The 16,968-nt window shown below is 60.4% G+C and carries 14 protein-coding genes and 2 tRNA genes; 1 reads left to right on the forward strand and 15 read right to left on the reverse strand.

All coding sequences use genetic code 11. The annotated features are described in order from the left end of the window. Positions 1–92: 92 nt before the first annotated feature. From truB to rlmE, 13 genes are all read right to left on the reverse strand, one after another. Entirely contained in the window at positions 93–1,010 is a 918-nt protein-coding gene (truB, locus tag AC1MEK_RS18550; protein WP_480397732.1) for a tRNA pseudouridine(55) synthase TruB, read from the reverse strand. 4 nt (positions 1,011–1,014) lie between these two features. Continuing rightward, positions 1,015–1,416, reverse strand: a complete 402-nt coding sequence (gene rbfA, locus AC1MEK_RS18555) for a 30S ribosome-binding factor RbfA (protein WP_480397733.1) — start codon at positions 1,414–1,416, stop codon at positions 1,015–1,017. A 155-nt stretch (positions 1,417–1,571) separates the two neighbouring features. Then, positions 1,572–4,103 carry a translation initiation factor IF-2 gene (gene infB, locus AC1MEK_RS18560; protein ID WP_480397734.1) on the reverse strand — a complete coding sequence of 844 codons (2,532 nt, stop codon included), beginning with the start codon at positions 4,101–4,103 and terminating at the stop codon, positions 1,572–1,574. A gap of 27 nt (positions 4,104–4,130) precedes the next feature. After that, complete coding sequence (nusA, locus tag AC1MEK_RS18565) at positions 4,131–5,612, reverse strand: transcription termination factor NusA (protein WP_480397735.1); 1,482 nt, start codon at positions 5,610–5,612, stop codon at positions 4,131–4,133. Positions 5,613–5,659: 47 nt separating this feature from the next. Next, complete coding sequence (rimP, locus tag AC1MEK_RS18570) at positions 5,660–6,118, reverse strand: ribosome maturation factor RimP (protein ID WP_480397901.1); 459 nt, start codon at positions 6,116–6,118, stop codon at positions 5,660–5,662. Positions 6,119–6,248: 130 nt separating this feature from the next. Then, positions 6,249–6,325: transfer RNA gene (locus AC1MEK_RS18575), tRNA-Met, on the reverse strand. A gap of 97 nt (positions 6,326–6,422) precedes the next feature. Next, positions 6,423–6,508: transfer RNA gene (locus AC1MEK_RS18580), tRNA-Leu, on the reverse strand. A gap of 45 nt (positions 6,509–6,553) precedes the next feature. Then, positions 6,554–6,937, reverse strand: coding sequence for a preprotein translocase subunit SecG (gene secG / locus AC1MEK_RS18585; RefSeq protein ID WP_480397736.1), 384 nt, complete (start codon positions 6,935–6,937; stop codon positions 6,554–6,556). Positions 6,938–6,941: 4 nt separating this feature from the next. Then, complete coding sequence (gene tpiA, locus AC1MEK_RS18590) at positions 6,942–7,697, reverse strand: triose-phosphate isomerase (protein WP_480397737.1); 756 nt, start codon at positions 7,695–7,697, stop codon at positions 6,942–6,944. Between the two features lie 66 nt (positions 7,698–7,763). Next, a complete protein-coding gene (gene glmM / locus AC1MEK_RS18595) occupies positions 7,764–9,107 on the reverse strand; it encodes a phosphoglucosamine mutase (RefSeq protein WP_480397738.1) in 1,344 nt (447 codons plus the stop codon). Positions 9,108–9,123: 16 nt separating this feature from the next. After that, complete coding sequence (gene folP, locus AC1MEK_RS18600) at positions 9,124–9,975, reverse strand: dihydropteroate synthase (protein ID WP_480397739.1); 852 nt, start codon at positions 9,973–9,975, stop codon at positions 9,124–9,126. Positions 9,976–9,983: 8 nt separating this feature from the next. Next, on the reverse strand, positions 9,984–11,897 hold the full coding sequence (gene ftsH / locus AC1MEK_RS18605) for an ATP-dependent zinc metalloprotease FtsH (protein WP_480397740.1): 1,914 nt from the start codon (positions 11,895–11,897) through the stop codon (positions 9,984–9,986). 188 nt (positions 11,898–12,085) lie between these two features. Beyond that, positions 12,086–12,736 (reverse strand): 23S rRNA (uridine(2552)-2'-O)-methyltransferase RlmE, encoded by a 651-nt coding sequence (gene rlmE / locus AC1MEK_RS18610; protein WP_480397741.1) that lies wholly within the window; start codon positions 12,734–12,736, stop codon positions 12,086–12,088. Between the two features lie 103 nt (positions 12,737–12,839). Between rlmE and yhbY the strand changes: the two genes are divergently transcribed. Then, complete coding sequence (gene yhbY / locus AC1MEK_RS18615) at positions 12,840–13,148, forward strand: ribosome assembly RNA-binding protein YhbY (protein WP_093465544.1); 309 nt, start codon at positions 12,840–12,842, stop codon at positions 13,146–13,148. A gap of 61 nt (positions 13,149–13,209) precedes the next feature. Here the strand turns inward: yhbY and greA are convergent, their stop codons facing one another. Beyond that, positions 13,210–13,692, reverse strand: coding sequence for a transcription elongation factor GreA (greA, locus tag AC1MEK_RS18620; protein ID WP_480397742.1), 483 nt, complete (start codon positions 13,690–13,692; stop codon positions 13,210–13,212). Further along, the gene (gene carB, locus AC1MEK_RS18625; RefSeq protein ID WP_480397743.1) at positions 13,689–16,910 is read right to left on the reverse strand and encodes a carbamoyl-phosphate synthase large subunit; all 3,222 of its coding nucleotides are present in this window, start codon (positions 16,908–16,910) and stop codon (positions 13,689–13,691) included. Before carB ends, greA begins: the two co-directional genes overlap by 4 nt. Between the last annotated feature and the right edge of the window lie 58 nt (positions 16,911–16,968).

The following is a 16,968-nucleotide window of genomic DNA, read 5'->3' on the forward strand; positions in this document are numbered from 1 at the left end:
AACTCTCGTATTAAAAAATGAGGCGTGACCGTGCCTGCTTACAGCCACCCTCGTATCGCCGCGTCAGGAAAACCCTGTCACGACGAGTCCGGTCATTCTGACCGAATCAGTCGACGTGGCGCGATTCGCCCGTCTTCACTCACTTCACCAATCCCGATGAAGCGTCCTTCATGATCCTGCACCCGTACCATGCCGAATTTCGGCGCGTCCGGGACTCTGACCGGCTGCCCGTGCAGCCAGTAGAACGAGCTGTGCTGCGAGAACTGCAACAGGGGCCAGTCCTGCAAACCGCTGTCCGACGGCATCAGGAAGCGGTCGACCGCTTCATTGCCACCTTCGGCGTGTACCGCTTCGAGCTCTTCGAGCGTGACCGTCTGGGCCAGCGTGAAAGGGCCGGCCTGGGTGCGACGCAGTTCAGCCACGTACGCGCCGCAGCCGAGTTTTTCACCGATATCTTCCACCAGGGTACGAATATAGGTGCCTTTGCTGCAGCCGACGGACAGACGCGCGGTCTCACCGATGCTCGCCAATAATTCCAGGCGCGCAATAGTAACAGAACGCGCTTCGCGCTCCACCACTTCCCCTGCGCGAGCCAACTTGTACAGCGGCTGGCCATCACGCTTGAGGGCCGAGTACATCGGCGGTATCTGCTTGATATCCCCACGAAATTCCGGGAGGACAGCCTCGATATCGGCGCGACCAACGGTCACTGGGCGAGTCTGCAGAACTTCACCTTCGGCGTCGGCCGTGGTGGTGGTCTTGCCCAGTTGCATCAGGGTTTCGTAACCCTTGTCCGAATCGAGCAGGTACTGGGAGAATTTGGTCGCTTCGCCGAAGCACAGCGGCAGCACGCCAGTGGCCAGCGGGTCGAGGCTGCCGGTGTGGCCGGCCTTCTCGGCGTTGAGCAACCAGCGCACCTTCTGCAAGGCCGCGTTGGAGGTGAAGCCCAGCGGCTTGTCGAGCAGGATGATGCCACTGACGTTGCGGCGGATACGCTTGACCTGAGCCACGCCGTTATTCCCCCGAACCGTCTTGCTTGGCGGCAGGTTCGTGCTGGCTGTCTTCGGCGACCGCGCGCTCGATCAGCGCCGACAGGTGCGCGCCACGGGCGACGCTCTCGTCGTAGTGGAAATGCAGTTGCGGCACGCTGCGCAGCTTCATTTCACGGGCCAGCTGCATGCGCAGGAAGCCGGCGGCCGAGTTCAGCACCTTGATCGACTGCTCGATTTCCTCAAAATTGTCCTGACCCATGACGGTCATGAAAATCTTGGCGTGGCCCACGTCACGGCTGACGTCGACGGCAGTGATGGTGACCAGACCCACGCGCGGGTCCTTGATTTCACGACGGATCAGCTGCGCCAGTTCGCGCTGCATCTGATCGCCGATGCGTTGGGTACGGCTGTATTCTTTTGCCATGTCTTGTTACCTGTTACTGAACGGCAAAAGCCGTGCAGTCTGAAAGCGGCAAACGCCCGGCCTGGCAGAAGCCGGACCGGGCGTTGCGTTGAGAGTCCCGGGCAGCGGCGATGCACTGACGTGCGGCCGCGGCCCTGGCTCCTGAAAGTCGCGAGTCAGAGGCTGCGAGCAACCTGAACCTTCTCGAAGACTTCGATCTTGTCACCGACCTTGACGTCGTTGTAGCTCTTGACGCCGATACCGCATTCCATGCCGTTACGCACTTCGGAAGCGTCATCCTTGAAGCGGCGCAGGGATTCCAGCTCGCCTTCGAAGATAACGATGTCTTCACGCAGAACGCGGATCGGACGGTTACGGTAAACGGTACCTTCGACAACCATGCAACCGGCGATCGCACCGAATTTCGGCGAGCGGAACACGTCGCGAACTTCGGCGATACCCAGGATGTTCTCCCGGACGTCGCTGCCAAGCATGCCGGTGAGGGCCTTCTTGACGTCTTCGATGATGTCGTAGATGACGTTGTAGTAACGCATATCCAGACCTTCCTGCTCGACGATCTTGCGCGCGCCAGCGTCAGCACGCACGTTGAAGCCGAACAGTACAGCGTTGGAAGCCAGCGCCAGGTTGGCGTCGCTCTCGGTGATACCACCGACGCCGCCGCCCACTACACGCACTTGTACTTCGTCGTTGCCCAGGCCGTTCAAAGCGCCTTGCAGGGCTTCCAGAGAACCACGGACGTCGGATTTGAGGACGATGTTGAGCGTCTTCTTCTCTTCCTGACCCATGCTCTCGAAGATGTTTTCCAGCTTGCCGGCGTGAGCGCGGGCCAGCTTGACTTCGCGGAACTTGCCTTGACGGAACAGAGCCACTTCACGGGCTTTCTTCTCGTCGGCCACCACGCTCATCTCGTCGCCAGCGTCTGGCGTGCCGTCCAGACCCAGGATCTCGACCGGAATGGCCGGACCTGCTTCCTTGATCGGCTTGCCGTTCTCGTCGAGCATGGCGCGCACGCGGCCATAGTTCGAACCGACCAGCACCATGTCGCCCTGACGCAGGGTACCGTCCTGAACCAGCACGGTCGCGACCGGACCACGGCCCTTGTCCAGGCGGGACTCGACAACCACACCACGGCCAGGGGCCGATGGCGTCGCGGTCAGTTCCAGAACCTCGGCCTGCAGCAGTACGGCTTCGAGCAGTTCGTCGACACCGGTACCCATCTTCGCGGAAACCGGAACGAATGGCGTGTCGCCACCCCAGTCTTCGGACGTCACGCCGTGAACCGACAGTTCACTGCGGATACGGTCCATGTCGGCGCCCGGCTTGTCGATCTTGTTGACAGCGACCACCAGCGGCACACCGGCAGCCTGTGCGTGCTGCACGGCTTCGATGGTCTGCGGCATCACGCCGTCGTCGGCAGCGACCACCAGGATCACGATGTCGGTGGCCTTGGCACCACGGGCACGCATTGCGGTAAACGCGGCGTGACCCGGGGTGTCGAGGAACGTCACCATGCCGCGATCGGTTTCAACGTGGTAAGCACCGATGTGCTGGGTAATACCACCGGCTTCGCCAGCGGCCACCTTGGCACGACGGATGTAGTCGAGCAGCGAGGTCTTACCGTGGTCAACGTGGCCCATGACGGTCACGACCGGTGCACGCGGAACGGCTTCGCCTTCGAACTTCAGGGACTCGGCCAGGGAATCTTCCAGGGCGGTGTCGCTGATCAGGGTCACTTTGTGGCCCAGTTCTTCGGCGACCAGCTGGGCAGTTTCCTGATCCAGTACCTGGTTGATCGTGGCTGGAGTGCCCAGCTTGAACATGAACTTGATGATCTCGGCAGCCTTGACCGACATCTGCTGGGCGAGGTCGCCCACAGTGATGGTCTCGCCGATCTTCACGTCACGTACCACAGGGCCGGTCGGGCTCTGGAAGCCGTGAGCGTTGCGCTTCTTGAGCTTGGCCTTGCCGCGACCACCGCGACGGAAGCCATCGCTCTCTTCGTCGGTAGTACGTGGGGCCACGCGAACAGCAGGCGCCTTTTCCTTGACCGTTGCGCGGTGCGGAGCGTTCTTGCGCTCGCCATCACCGTTGCCGCGACGGTTGCTGTCGTCGTTACGGGTTCTGTCCGGACGACGCTGGTCGTCCTTCTTGCGCACGTCAGCGACCGGAGCAGGTGCGGCGGCAGGCGCCTCACGAACAGGTTCGGCGACGACACGCGGAGCCGGCTCAGGCTCTGGAGCGGCAACCGGTGCAACAGGCTCGGGAGCCGGTGCCGGGTTGCGACGGGCTTCTTCTTCAGCGCGCAGGCGTGCTTCTTCCTCGGCCTTCTGACGCGCGGCATTTTCTACCGCACGACGCTCTTCCTGCTCGCGCTTGCGCTCGGCTTCGATTTCTTCCGGGCTGCGCTGAACGAATACTTTCTTCTTGCGTACTTCCACGCTGATGCTTTTGCTGCCAGCAACGCGCAGGGTACTGGTGGTCTTGCGCTGCAAGGTGATCTTGCGCGGCTCTTCCACCTTAGCCTTGTGACTGCTCTTCAAGTGCGTCAACAGGGACTGCTTCTCGCTATCGCTCACACCTTCATCGGCGGCGGTGTGCGGCAGACCTGCCTCACGCATCTGCTGCAACAGGCGCTCAACCGGTGTTTTGACCTCATCGGCCAGTTGTTTCACCGTGACTTGCGTCATGCACTTCTCTCCTCAGGCCGCGCCTAATTACTCGAACCAGTGGGCTCGGGCGGCCATGATCAACTTGCCGGCACGATCGTCGTCGATGCCGTCGATGTCGAGCAGATCGTCAATAGACTGCTCGGCCAGGTCTTCGCGGGTGATTACGCCGCGTACCGCCAGTTCCATCGCCAGATCGTTGTCCATGCCCTCGAGCGAGAGCAGGTCTTCGGCCGGGTGGGCGTCTGCCAGTTTTTCCTCAGTAGCGATGGCTTTGGTCAACAGGCGATCCTTGGCGCGAGCACGAAGCTCGTTGACGATGTCTTCGTCAAAGCCGTCGATGTTGAGCATCTCTTCCAGCGGTACGTAGGCAATCTCTTCCAGGCTGGTGAAGCCTTCGTCTACCAGCACCTGGGCCAGTTCTTCGTCGACTTCCAGCTCGTCGATGAAGTTGCGCAGGATGTCGCCGGTTTCCGCTTGCTGCTTGGCCTGGATGTCCGACTCGGTCATCACGTTCAGGGTCCAGCCCGTCAACTGGCTGGCCAGACGCACGTTCTGACCGCCACGACCGATCGCCTGGGCCAGGTTGTCGGCGCCGACCGCGATGTCCATGGCGTGAGCGTCTTCATCGACGATGATCGCTGCGACTTCCGCAGGCGACATGGCGTTGATGACGAACTGCGCCGGGTTGTCGTCCCACAGCACGATATCCACACGCTCGCCGCCCAACTCGCCGGAGACTGCCTGGACGCGCGAACCGCGCATACCGATGCAGGCACCTTGAGGGTCGATGCGCTTGTCCTTGGAGCGAACTGCAATCTTTGCGCGCGAACCAGGATCACGGGAGGCAGCCATCACCTCGATCAGACCTTCGGCGATTTCCGGAACTTCAATCCGGAAAAGCTCGATCAGCATTTCAGGCGCGGTACGCGACAGAATCAGCTGAGGACCACGGTTTTCAGTGCGGATCTCTTTGAGCAGTGCACGCACGCGGACACCAACGCGGAAAGTCTCTCGCGAAATGATGTCTTCACGCGCCAGCAGCGCCTCGGCATTGTTACCCAAGTCGACGATGACATTGTCACGTGTAACTTTTTTAACAGTACCGGAAATGATTTCGCCCAGACGCTCACGGTAAGCGTCGACGATTTGAGCACGCTCGGCCTCGCGAACTTTCTGCACAATGACTTGCTTGGCAGTCTGGGCAGCGATACGACCGAACTCGATGGACTCGATCTTCTCTTCGACCACGTCACCGACCTTGGCGCCCGGATGGGTCTGGGCAACCTTGCTCGGCCAGGTCTCGATGGCCGGATCGTCGAGATCGTCTTCTTCAACGACCGTCCAGCGACGGAAAGTCTCATAAGCGCCCGTGTGGCGGTTGATTTCCACACGCAGGTCCACTTCGTCTTCGAAACGCTTTTTGGTGGCCGTGGCCAAAGCAATTTCAAGCGCTTCAAAAATCACACCGGCCGGTACACCCTTTTCATTGGATACCGACTCAACAACCAGCAGTACTTCTTTGCTCATCGTACGCCTCGCCTTTCGCAAGCCATTGGATCCGCGGGATCCGCGTCTCAGTCAAACGTGGGAATAATGTTGGCTTTGTCGATCATGTCGATCGGCAACAGGTATTCATGGTCATCCACTTGCACCACGACATCCTGCTCCTCCACCCCGCGGAGAAGGCCTTGAAAGTTACGTCGACCGTCGAAGGGCGAACGCAGCCTTATCTTCACTTGCTCCCCGGCAAAGGCTGCAAACTGTTCGATGGTGAACAGTGGGCGTTCCATGCCAGGAGAAGAAACTTCGAGCGTATATTCGGAGCTGATCGGATCTTCTACGTCCAGAACACCGCTGATCTGACGGCTGACGATGGCACAATCGTCCACCAGCACGCCGCCCTCTTTATCGATATAAACGCGCAACATCGAATGACGGCCCTGAGCCGAAAACTCGATACCCCAGCATTCATAGCCAAGGGCCACGACCACCGGGGCCAACAAGGCCTGCAGCTGTTCTAGCTTGCTCGACACCTGAACCCCCTCGTGCATGCTGTGCAAATAAAAAATGGGCAAAGCGCCCATCATGAAAAACGCCGTCGAAAAACGGCGTAATGAAGTGTCCAGCTAACAAAAAGCCCCTTAAAAGGGGCTCCGCTAAAACTGGTTGCGGGGGCTGGATTTGAACCAACGACCTTCGGGTTATGAGCCCGACGAGCTACCAGACTGCTCCACCCCGCGACAAAGCTGGGGCGTAAGTATACGGGCGAACCCTTTTGGGGTCAATCCGACACATCCACCTACAAGAAAGCCCGCTACTGCGGGCTCACTTGTTAATTGGTACCGAGAAGGGGACTCGAACCCCTACACCCTATGGGCACAACCACCTCAAGGTTGCGTGTCTACCAATTCCACCACCTCGGCATTACAACTCTTTTTGCAGCCCCAATATCAGCTGCGAATCCCGTGTTACTTCTGTTCTGGAGCGGCAGGAACATCAGCTGGAGTAGCGGCTGGTTTCTGTTGCCCTTCCAGGACCGGAACATCATCTGTTGCCGGCTTTTGCTTCACTTCAAGTACCGCTGGATCTGGCAAACCTACTTGAGTCAGCTGGTGAGCTTTCTCTTTAGCAAAGTAACCTAACCCCAAGCTGGTCAAGAAGAAACAGGCGGCTAGTATAGCAGTAAACTTACTAAGAAAGGTAGAGGAACCTTGGCTTCCGAAGACAGTATTTGATGCACCTGCCCCGAACGACGCGCCAGCGTCCGCACCTTTACCCTGCTGCAGCAATACCAGAGCAACAACGCCCAGCGCACCCAGCAGATGAAGAACGACTACGACTGTTTCCAGCATTTTTTCAGTTTCCCGCGGCGCGAATGATCGCACCGAACTCATCTGCATTCAGGGAAGCACCACCAATGAGGCCCCCATCGATATCCGGCATGCTGAACAGCTCGGCCGCATTGGCCGCCTTCACGCTGCCGCCATATAGAAGCCGCACACCTTGCGCGACTTCAGAATTCTCTTTTGCCAACTGCGAGCGAATCGCTGCGTGCACTTGCTGCGCCTGTTCCGGCGAAGCGGTCAGCCCGGTGCCAATGGCCCAGACCGGTTCGTACGCGATCACTGCATTGACGAAGGCTTCGATACCCAGCGCTTCGATGATGCTGTCAAGCTGCTGCCCGACAACTTCAAGGGTCTTGCCAGCTTCGCGCTCTTCGAGCGTCTCGCCGATGCAGAGCACCGGGACCAGGCCGCTCGCCTGAGCGGCTGCAAACTTGCGATTCAGAACCCCGTTGCCTTCGCCCATGATCTGGCGACGCTCCGAGTGCCCCACAAGCACCAGCTTGCAACCTGCATCGACCAGCTGAGTCGGCGACACTTCGCCGGTCAGCGCACCCTGCCCTGCTTCGTGCGCGCAATTCTGCGCACCTACAGAGATCGACTGCTCTTCAAGGCATTCAGCAACGAAGCTGATATGCAGGCTCGAAGGAAACACTGCGACGTCGACACCTTCGGGAATGGCCATGTTCGCCAGACCCTCGACCAGCTCAGCGACGCTGGCGCAGGTACCGTGCATTTTCCAGTTACCAGCTACCATAGGGCGACGCATGCTTTACCTCGTCGGTCAAAGTGGGCGCAGATGTTACCCAACAGTTTCAACACTGGCAAGCCGAAATCAGGCACAAACTTCAGCAACCAGTTTTGCCAGCTCATCGGCATAGCCTGCGACCTGTTTTTCGTCCTCGCCTTCGACCATCACACGCACCAGAGGCTCTGTCCCGGACTTGCGCAGCAACACGCGCCCGCGACCGCCCATGGCTGCCGTGACGCGATCGCAGGCCTGCTTCACGGCCGGATGCTGCACAGGGTCGACATCACCGCCTTCGAAGCGGACGTTGACCAGCACCTGCGGGCATTTCTTCAGACCCTGGCGCGACTCGGCCAAGGTCTGACCAGTACGTTTGAGTGCCAGCAGCACCTGCAGCGCAGCGATGATCGCGTCACCGGTGGTGGTGTGCTGGAAGCACACGACGTGGCCCGAGTTTTCGCCACCGACCTGCCAGTTGCGGTCCAACAGCTCGGCGATCACGTAACGGTCGCCCACATTGGCGCGCACGAACGGAATGCTCAGGTCCGCCAGCGCAAGCTCCAGCCCCAGGTTGCTCATCAGGGTGCCGACCACGCCACCCTGCAGGCGACCACGTTCATGCAGATCACGGGCGATGATGTAGATCAGCTCGTCGCCATCGACGATCGCACCGGTGTGATCGACCATCAGCACCCGGTCGCCGTCGCCGTCGAAGCCGATCCCGAGGTCCGCCTTCTCGGCCACCACGGCCGCCTGCAGCGCGCCCATGTGGGTAGAGCCGCAGTCGTCGTTGATGTTCAGGCCGTTGGGCGCTGCCGACAGTACCGTGACCTGGGCGCCCAGCTCGCGGAACACGTTCGGCGCCACTTTGTAGGTGGCGCCATGTGCACAGTCGATGACCATTTTCAGGCCTGCGAAATTGGTGCTGGTGGGCACGCTGCTCTTGCAGAATTCGATATAGCGACCCGCCGCGTCGTTGATCCGCGACACTTTGCCCAACTGCTCGGACTCCACTACCGTCATCGGCGTGTCGAGCAACTCCTCGATCATCATTTCCACTTCGTCAGGCAGCTTGGTGCCCTTGCCGGAGAAGAACTTGATGCCGTTGTCGTGGTGCGGGTTGTGCGAGGCACTGATCACGATCCCCGCCTGGGCGTGGAAGGTGCGGGTCAGGTAGGCGATGGCAGGCGTCGGCATCGGGCCGAGCAGCATCACGTCGGCGCCGGCGGCGGAAAGGCCTGCTTCCAGCGCCGATTCGAACATGTACCCGGAAATACGCGTGTCCTTGCCCACCAGAATGCGGCATGCACCCATTTTGCGGAACGCCATACCGGCAGCCCAACCCAGCTTGAGCATGAAGTCAGGAGTGATCGGGTATTGGCCCACACGACCGCGAATGCCGTCGGTTCCGAAATATTTTCTAGTACTCATGGGTGCTCCAGATTTCTTATTTTGCCGATTCAACAGCAGCAATCATGCGAACGACGTCGACCGTTTCAGCCACATCGTGCACACGCAAAATTTTCGCGCCCTTGATCATGGCCATGCCGGCCAGGGCAAGCGCGCCGTAGAGGCGCTGGTCAACAGGCTTGTCCAGCACCTTGCCGATCATGCTCTTGCGCGACACGCCGACCAGCAACGGGCGCCCCAGCGCATGCAGCGCTTCCATGTGCTTGAACAGGGTCAGGTTGTGATCGAGGGTCTTGGCAAAGCCATAGCCGGGATCGAGGATGATCTGCTCCGCGGCGATACCGGCCGCGATACAGGCATCCATGCGCTCACGCAGGAAAGCGGCGACCTCACCGACCACATCCTCGTAGTGCGGATTATTCTGCATGTCGGTGGGTTCGCCACGCATGTGCATCAGGCACACCGGCAGGCCGGTCGCCACTGCAGCATCCAGCGCACCTTCGCGCCGCAGCGAGCGCACGTCGTTGATCAAACCGGCGCCCAGGCGCGCCGCCTCGCGGATCACCGCAGGCGTCGAAGTATCCACCGAGATGACCACGTCGAGTTCGCGATTGATCGCCTCGACGATCGGCGCCACACGTTCCAGCTCTTCGACAGGCGATACGGCACGGGCACCGGGACGGGTGGACTCGCCACCCACGTCGATCAGCGTGGCGCCAGCAGCCACCATCGCTTCGGCATGGCTCAATGCCAGATCACGCTGGGCGAAGCGCCCGCCATCGGAGAATGAATCCGGGGTGATGTTGAGGATGCCCATGACGTGGGTCCGGGACAAATCAAGAACCCGGTTGCCGCAAGGCAACCGGGTCGGGTACAGCGCAGAAGTCATGTCAGCCCTTAGTGGTCAGCAGCTGGACCGCCGATCGGCGTTTCCGGACGAGGACCGGCAGGCGCGGTAGGCGTGCCGGAAGTGCCGGTGCCACCACCGGACCAGTCACGCGGTTCGCGTGGCGTGCGGCCCGCCATGATGTCGTCGATCTGCTCGGCATCGATGGTTTCGTACTTCATCAACGCATCGGCCATCGCGTCCAGCTTATCGCGGTTATCGGTAAGAATCTGCTTCGCCGTGCCGTAGCACTGGTCGATGATGCTGCGCACCTCGAGGTCGATCATCTTCGCGGTCTCGCCAGACATGCTGGAGTTCTGACCGCCACCACTGCGCCCCAGGTAACCGCCGTCGTCGTCCTCGGAGTACATCAGCGGGCCCATTTTCTCGGACAGGCCCCACTTGGTGACCATGTTCCGGGCGATCTGGCTGGCACGCATGATGTCGTTGGAAGCACCCGTGGTCACGCCGTCGAAGCCCAGGGTCATCTCCTCGGCGATACGGCCGCCGTACAGCGAGCAGATCTGACTGATCAGCGCACGCTTGGACAGGCTATAACGGTCTTCTTCGGGCAGGAACATCGTCACGCCCAGTGCGCGACCGCGCGGAATGATCGAGACCTTGTAGACCGGGTCATGCTCGGGCACGACGCGACCGACGATGGCGTGACCGGCTTCGTGGTACGCGGTGTTCTGTTTCTCTTTCTCGGACATGACCATGGATTTGCGCTCGGCGCCCATCATGATCTTGTCCTTGGCCAGCTCGAATTCCTTCATTTCGACAATGCGCTTGCCGACACGGGCAGCGAACAGCGACGCCTCGTTCACCAGGTTGGCCAGGTCAGCACCGGAGAAGCCCGGCGTACCGCGAGCGATGACCGCAGCGTTGACGTCGTCGCCCATCGGCACTTTGCGCATGTGCACTTTGAGAATCTGCTCACGACCACGAATGTCCGGCAGACCGACCACCACCTGACGGTCGAAACGGCCCGGACGCAGCAGCGCAGGGTCGAGCACGTCAGGACGGTTGGTCGCGGCGATCACGATGATGCCGTCGTTCATTTCGAAGCCGTCCATCTCTACCAGCAACTGGTTGAGGGTCTGCTCGCGTTCGTCATGACCGCCACCCATGCCGGCGCCACGATGGCGACCCACGGCATCGATCTCGTCGATGAAGATGATGCAAGGTGCGTGCTTCTTGGCCTGTTCGAACATGTCACGGACGCGGCTCGCACCGACACCCACGAACATCTCGACGAAGTCGGAACCGGAGATGGTGAAGAACGGCACCTTCGCTTCACCAGCAATGGCCTTGGCGAGCAGGGTCTTACCAGTACCCGGAGGACCGACCATCAGCACGCCGCGCGGAATGCGGCCGCCCAGGCGCTGGAACTTGCCCGGATCACGGAGGAACTCGACCAGTTCGCCGACTTCTTCCTTGGCCTCGTCGCAACCGGCGACGTCAGCCAGGGTGGTCTTGACCTGATCTTCGGACAGCAGGCGCGCCTTGCTCTTGCCGAAGCTCATCGGCCCGCCCTTGCCGCCCGCACCGCCCTGCATCTGGCGCATGAAGAACATGAACACGGCAATGATGACCAGGATCGGGAAGCTGGCGACCAGCAGTTGCGTCCAGATGCTCTGCTGCTCCGGCTGCTTGCCTTCGATCACCACGTTGTTGTCGACCAGGTCACCGATCAGGCCATTGTCCGGAATGTTCGGACGAATGGTCTTGAAGGTGTCGCCGTCGCTGCGCTTGCCGGTGATGACGAAGCCGTCAACAGCAACCTTCTCCACCTTGCCATCCTTCACCTGCTGGATGAACTCGGAGTAATTGAGGGTCTGCGGCTCGTTCGGGCTGGAGAAGTTGTTCATCACGGTCACCAGGACCGCAGCGATGATCAACCACAGGATCAAATTCTTTGCCATATCGTTCAATTAGCTACCCTCTGAAGCGAGCTCCACGCCTGGAGCGCGCCTCGCATGATATTCACCGGCCTAACTTACTACAGATCCTACAGGTGTGGCAGGCGGCGTCTGTAACCCTTTGTGAAACATTGACGACAAGATGTTCGTTACGCTTCGTAAATAAAGCCATTTGAAAAAAGCTATTGCCTTTACTCAAACTCGCCCGGGGCCTGATAACCGCCCTTGAAACCGCGGCCCAGCAGGTACTGCTCGCGGGACCGGTCACGGGACGACGTGGGCTTGCGCATCTGCACCTTGTCGAACATTTTGCGAACTTCCTTGTGGTAGGCGTCGAAGCCTTCACCCTGGAAGACCTTGATCAGAAAATCACCACCCGGACGCAACACCCGACCGGCAAGGTCGAGGGCCAGCTCACAAAGGAACATGGCGCGTGGCATATCCACCGCGCTCAATCCACTCATATTGGGGGCCATATCGGAAATCACAAGGTCTACCTGCGTATTACCGATCGCGCCGAGGATCTGCCGGAACACTTCGTCCTCGGTGAAATCCCCCTGAATGAAGGTCACGTCGGGGATGCTGTCCATTTCCAGGATGTCGGAGGCGATCAGGCGCCCCTGGCCACCAATCAGACGACTGGTCACCTGCGACCAGCCGCCAGGCGCAGCGCCGAGGTCGACCACGGTCATGCCGGGACGGATCAGACGGTCCTTTTCCTGGATCTCAAGCAGTTTGTAGCTCGCACGCGAGCGGTATCCATCCTTCTGCGCCTGTTTGACGAAAGGATCGTTGAAATGTTCTCTGAGCCAGTTATGGCTGCTTTTGGAACGCTGCGCCACGGGGCACCTCGGTGATAAAGGGTCGTGATTAACTGGGCGGAGCCACGGCCCCTCGGGTAAAATGCCCGCCAATTTTACAGAATCAGACGAAAAGGGTCAGATTATGCCGCTCAATAACGAGCAGAAGAAACAATACAAATCCATTGGACATGACCTCAAGCCAGTCTTGATGGTCGCGGGCAATGGCCTGAGCGAAGGCGTACTGGCCGAGCTTGACCGTGCTTTGGTGGATCATGAACTGATCAAGGTTCAGATCAAGCTGGAAGACCGCGATGAACGTCGCGCCGTGATCGAAGAGCTGTGCAAGCAAGGCCGTGCGGAACTGGTACAGACCATCGGCAAGATGGCGCTGATTTACCGCAAGAACCCGCAGCCGAATAAACAACTGTCCAACATCCACCGCTACAAGTAACGGTGAGTCCGGTCAGCGGCGCGACCTGCGCGCCCTGACCGAAACCCGGGATCGTCCGCACTCAGATGTGCTTGACCTCGACGATCTCGTACTCGACCGTACCGCTCGGCGTCTTGACGACGACGGTGTCACCTTCTTCCTTGCCAATGATGGCGCGAGCGATCGGCGCACTGCTCGACAGCTTGCCTTTCTTCACGTCGGCTTCATCCTCGCCCACGATCTGATAGGTCACCTCGTCATCGGTTTCGGTGTTGGCCAGCACTACAGTCGTGCCGAAAATCACCTTGCCGGTGTGCGCGATGGTGGTGACGTCGATCACCACCGAGTTCTGCAGACGGCCTTCGATGTCACGGATGCGCGCCTCGACCATGCCCTGCTCCTCGCGGGCGGCATGGTATTCGGCGTTTTCCTTGAGGTCGCCCAGTTCACGGGCTTCACCGATCGCCTGGCTCAGGCGCGGGCGCTCGGTCTTGCTCAGAAACGTCAGTTCGTCCTCCAGGGCGCGAGCGCCCTGGACGGTCATCGGGTACTTGGTCATGCTCATGCGTTGAGTCCTGCATGGAGATCCTGCAGGCGACGAACGGTCTTCTCGGGACCGAATTTCAGCGCCTCGCAGATGGCTTCACCGGCCGCAATGGTGGTCGTGCAGTAGATCTTGTGCTGCAGCGCATTGCGACGAATCGAGTAAGAGTCGGCGATCGACTGGCGACCTTCGGTGGTGTTGATGATCAGCGACACTTCGTCGTTCTTGATCATGTCGACCACGTGCGGACGGCCCTCGGTCACCTTGTTGACGCGACGGACTTTCAGACCGGCCGCTTCGATGACGCGGGCAGTACCGGCCGTGGCAACCACTTCGAAGCCTAGCTCGATCAGGTTGCGGGCAACGCCGGCCACCAGTGGCTTGTCGTCGTCACGCACGCTGATGAACGCGGTGCCGCCGGTTGGCAGCACTTCGCTGGCGCCCATCTGGGCCTTGGCGAAGGCTTCGCCGAAGGTGTCGCCGACACCCATGACTTCACCGGTGGATTTCATCTCCGGGCCGAGGATCGGGTCGACACCCGGGAACTTCGCGAACGGGAACACCGCCTCTTTGACGCTGTAGAAGTTCGGGATGATTTCCTGGGTGAAGCCCAGTTCTTTCAGGGTTTTGCCAGCCATGACGCGGGCCGCGATCATTGCCAGCGAAGTGCCGATGCACTTGGACACGAACGGCACGGTACGCGAGGCGCGCGGGTTGACTTCGATCACGTAGATCTTGTCGCCCTGCAGGGCCAGCTGCACGTTCATCAGGCCGACCACGCCCAGCTCCAGGGCCATTTTCTTGACCTGATCGCGAACCTGATCCTGCACGTCCTTGCTCAGCGAGTAAGGCGGGAGCGAGCACGCGGAGTCACCGGAGTGAACGCCGGCCTGTTCGATGTGCTGCATGATCGCGCCAATGACCACATCGGTACCGTCGCAGACCGCATCCACGTCCATCTCGATGGCGCAGTTGAGGAAGTGGTCCAGCAGCACCGGGCTGTCGTTGGACACTTGCACCGCTTCACGCAGGTAGCGCTTGAGTTCGTCCAGCTCGTAGACGATTTCCATCGCGCGGCCGCCCAGTACGTAGGACGGACGGACGACCAGCGGGTAGCCGATGCCGCCAGCAGCGCTGATGGCTTCTTCTTCGCTGCGCACGGTGGCGTTTGGCGGCTGCAGCAGATTCAGGCGCTGAACCATCTGCTGGAAGCGCTCGCGGTCTTCGGCGCGGTCGATGGCGTCAGGGCTGGTGCCGATGATCGGCACGCCGGCTTCTTCCAGGGCGCGAGCCAGTTTCAGCGGGGTCTGGCCACCGTAGTGGACGATCACGCCTTTCGGCTTCTCGACGCGGCAGACTTCCAGCACGTCTTCCAGGGTCAGCGGCTCGAAGTACAGACGGTCGGAGGTGTCGTAGTCGGTGGAAACGGTTTCCGGGTTGCAGTTGACCATGATGGTCTCGTAACCGTCTTCACGCAGCGCCAGTGCGGCGTGTACGCAGCAGTAGTCGAACTCGATGCCCTGGCCGATACGGTTAGGACCGCCACCCAGAATCATGATCTTGTCGCGAGTCGACGGATTGGCTTCGCACTCTTCCTCGTACGTGGAGTACAGGTAGGCGGTGTCGGTGGAGAATTCGGCAGCACAGGTGTCGACGCGCTTGTAGACCGGCAGCACTTCGAGCTTGTGGCGATGACGGCGCAGGTTCTTGTCGGTGATGCCCAACAGTTTGGCCAGACGCTGGTCGGAGAAGCCCTTGCGCTTCAGGCGCAGCATCAGGTCCTTGTCGATGGCCGACAGGGCCAGGGTCTTGACCTTCTCTTCTTCCTTGATGAGGTCTTCGATCTGCACCAGGAACCAGTGGTCGATGCCAGTCAGGGCGAAGATGTCATCGCAGGTCATGCCCGCACGCATGGCGTCGGCGACGTACCAGATACGCTCGGCACCCGGAACGGTCAGCTCGCGCTTGAGGATGCTGTTGGCGTCGGCGCTGGCCAGGTCCACTTTCGGGTCCAGGCCGCTGGCGCCCACTTCCAGACCACGCAGGGCTTTCTGCAGGGATTCCTGGAAGGTACGGCCGATGGCCATGACTTCACCCACGGATTTCATCTGGGTGGTCAGGCGGGCGTCGGCTTTCGGGAATTTTTCGAAGGCGAAACGCGGCAGCTTGGTGACGACGTAGTCGATCGACGGTTCGAAGGACGCCGGGGTGCGGCCGCCGGTGATGTCGTTCTGCAGCTCGTCCAGGGTGTAGCCGACAGCCAGCTTGGCGGCGATCTTGGCGATCGGGAAGCCGGTGGCTTTCGAAGCCAGCGCCGAGGAACGCGAAACGCGCGGGTTCATCTCGATCACGACCATGCGGCCAGTGTTCGGGCAGATACCGAACTGCACGTTGGAACCGCCGGTTTCGACACCGATCTCACGCAGCACCGCCAGCGAGGCGTTGCGCATGATCTGGTATTCCTTGTCGGTCAGGGTCTGCGCCGGTGCGACGGTGATCGAGTCACCGGTGTGCACGCCCATCGGGTCGAAGTTCTCGATGGAGCAGACGATGATGCAGTTGTCCTTTTTGTCGCGGACAACTTCCATTTCGTATTCTTTCCAGCCGATCAGCGATTCGTCGATCAGCAGTTCCTTGGTCGGCGACAGGTCCAGACCGCGGGCGCAGATTTCTTCGAATTCTTCGCGGTTGTAAGCAATACCGCCACCAGTGCCGCCCATGGTGAAGGACGGACGGATGATGCACGGGAAGCCCAGTTTCTCGAGGACCGCATTGGCCTCTTCCATGGTGTGGGCGATACCCGAACGCGGGCATTCCAGGCCGATGGCCTTCATGGCCTTGTCGAAACGCGAACGGTCTTCGGCCTTGTCGATGGTGTCGGCGTTGGCACCGATCATTTCCACGCCGAACTTCTCCAGGACGCCTTCGCGCTCCAGGTCCAGGGCGCAGTTCAGTGCGGTCTGGCCACCCATGGTCGGCAACAGCGCGTCCGGACGCTCTTTCTCGATGATCTTGGCGACGGTCGCCCACTTGATCGGCTCGATGTAGGTGGCGTCGGCCATGGCCGGGTCGGTCATGATGGTGGCCGGGTTGGAGTTCACCAGAATGACGCGGTAACCCTCTTCGCGCAGGGCTTTACAGGCCTGGGCGCCGGAGTAGTCGAATTCGCAGGCCTGGCCGATCACGATCGGGCCAGCGCCAAGAATCAGGATGCTTTTAATGTCTGTACGTTTTGGCATGGGTTGTCACTCGAATCCTGTGTCAGTCGGCAGAGCCGTCTCGAACATTCTCAGAGGT

It is taken from the genome of Pseudomonas sp. 2 (genome assembly GCF_056627435.1).

Coding starts and splice junctions, on each gene's coding strand:
- tpiA (WP_480397737.1), bottom strand. CDS start 7,697: ATGCGTCGCCCTATGGTAGCTGGTAACTGGAAAATGCACGGTACCTGC.
- carB (WP_480397743.1), bottom strand. CDS start 16,910: ATGCCAAAACGTACAGACATTAAAAGCATCCTGATTCTTGGCGCTGGC.
- rbfA (WP_480397733.1), bottom strand. CDS start 1,416: ATGGCAAAAGAATACAGCCGTACCCAACGCATCGGCGATCAGATGCAG.
- folP (WP_480397739.1), bottom strand. CDS start 9,975: ATGACTTCTGCGCTGTACCCGACCCGGTTGCCTTGCGGCAACCGGGTT.
- infB (WP_480397734.1), bottom strand. CDS start 4,103: ATGACGCAAGTCACGGTGAAACAACTGGCCGATGAGGTCAAAACACCG.
- nusA (WP_480397735.1), bottom strand. CDS start 5,612: ATGAGCAAAGAAGTACTGCTGGTTGTTGAGTCGGTATCCAATGAAAAG.
- greA (WP_480397742.1), bottom strand. CDS start 13,692: ATGAGCATGACCAAGTACCCGATGACCGTCCAGGGCGCTCGCGCCCTG.
- secG (WP_480397736.1), bottom strand. CDS start 6,937: ATGCTGGAAACAGTCGTAGTCGTTCTTCATCTGCTGGGTGCGCTGGGC.
- ftsH (WP_480397740.1), bottom strand. CDS start 11,897: ATGGCAAAGAATTTGATCCTGTGGTTGATCATCGCTGCGGTCCTGGTG.
- glmM (WP_480397738.1), bottom strand. CDS start 9,107: ATGAGTACTAGAAAATATTTCGGAACCGACGGCATTCGCGGTCGTGTG.
- yhbY (WP_093465544.1), top strand. CDS start 12,840: ATGCCGCTCAATAACGAGCAGAAGAAACAATACAAATCCATTGGACAT.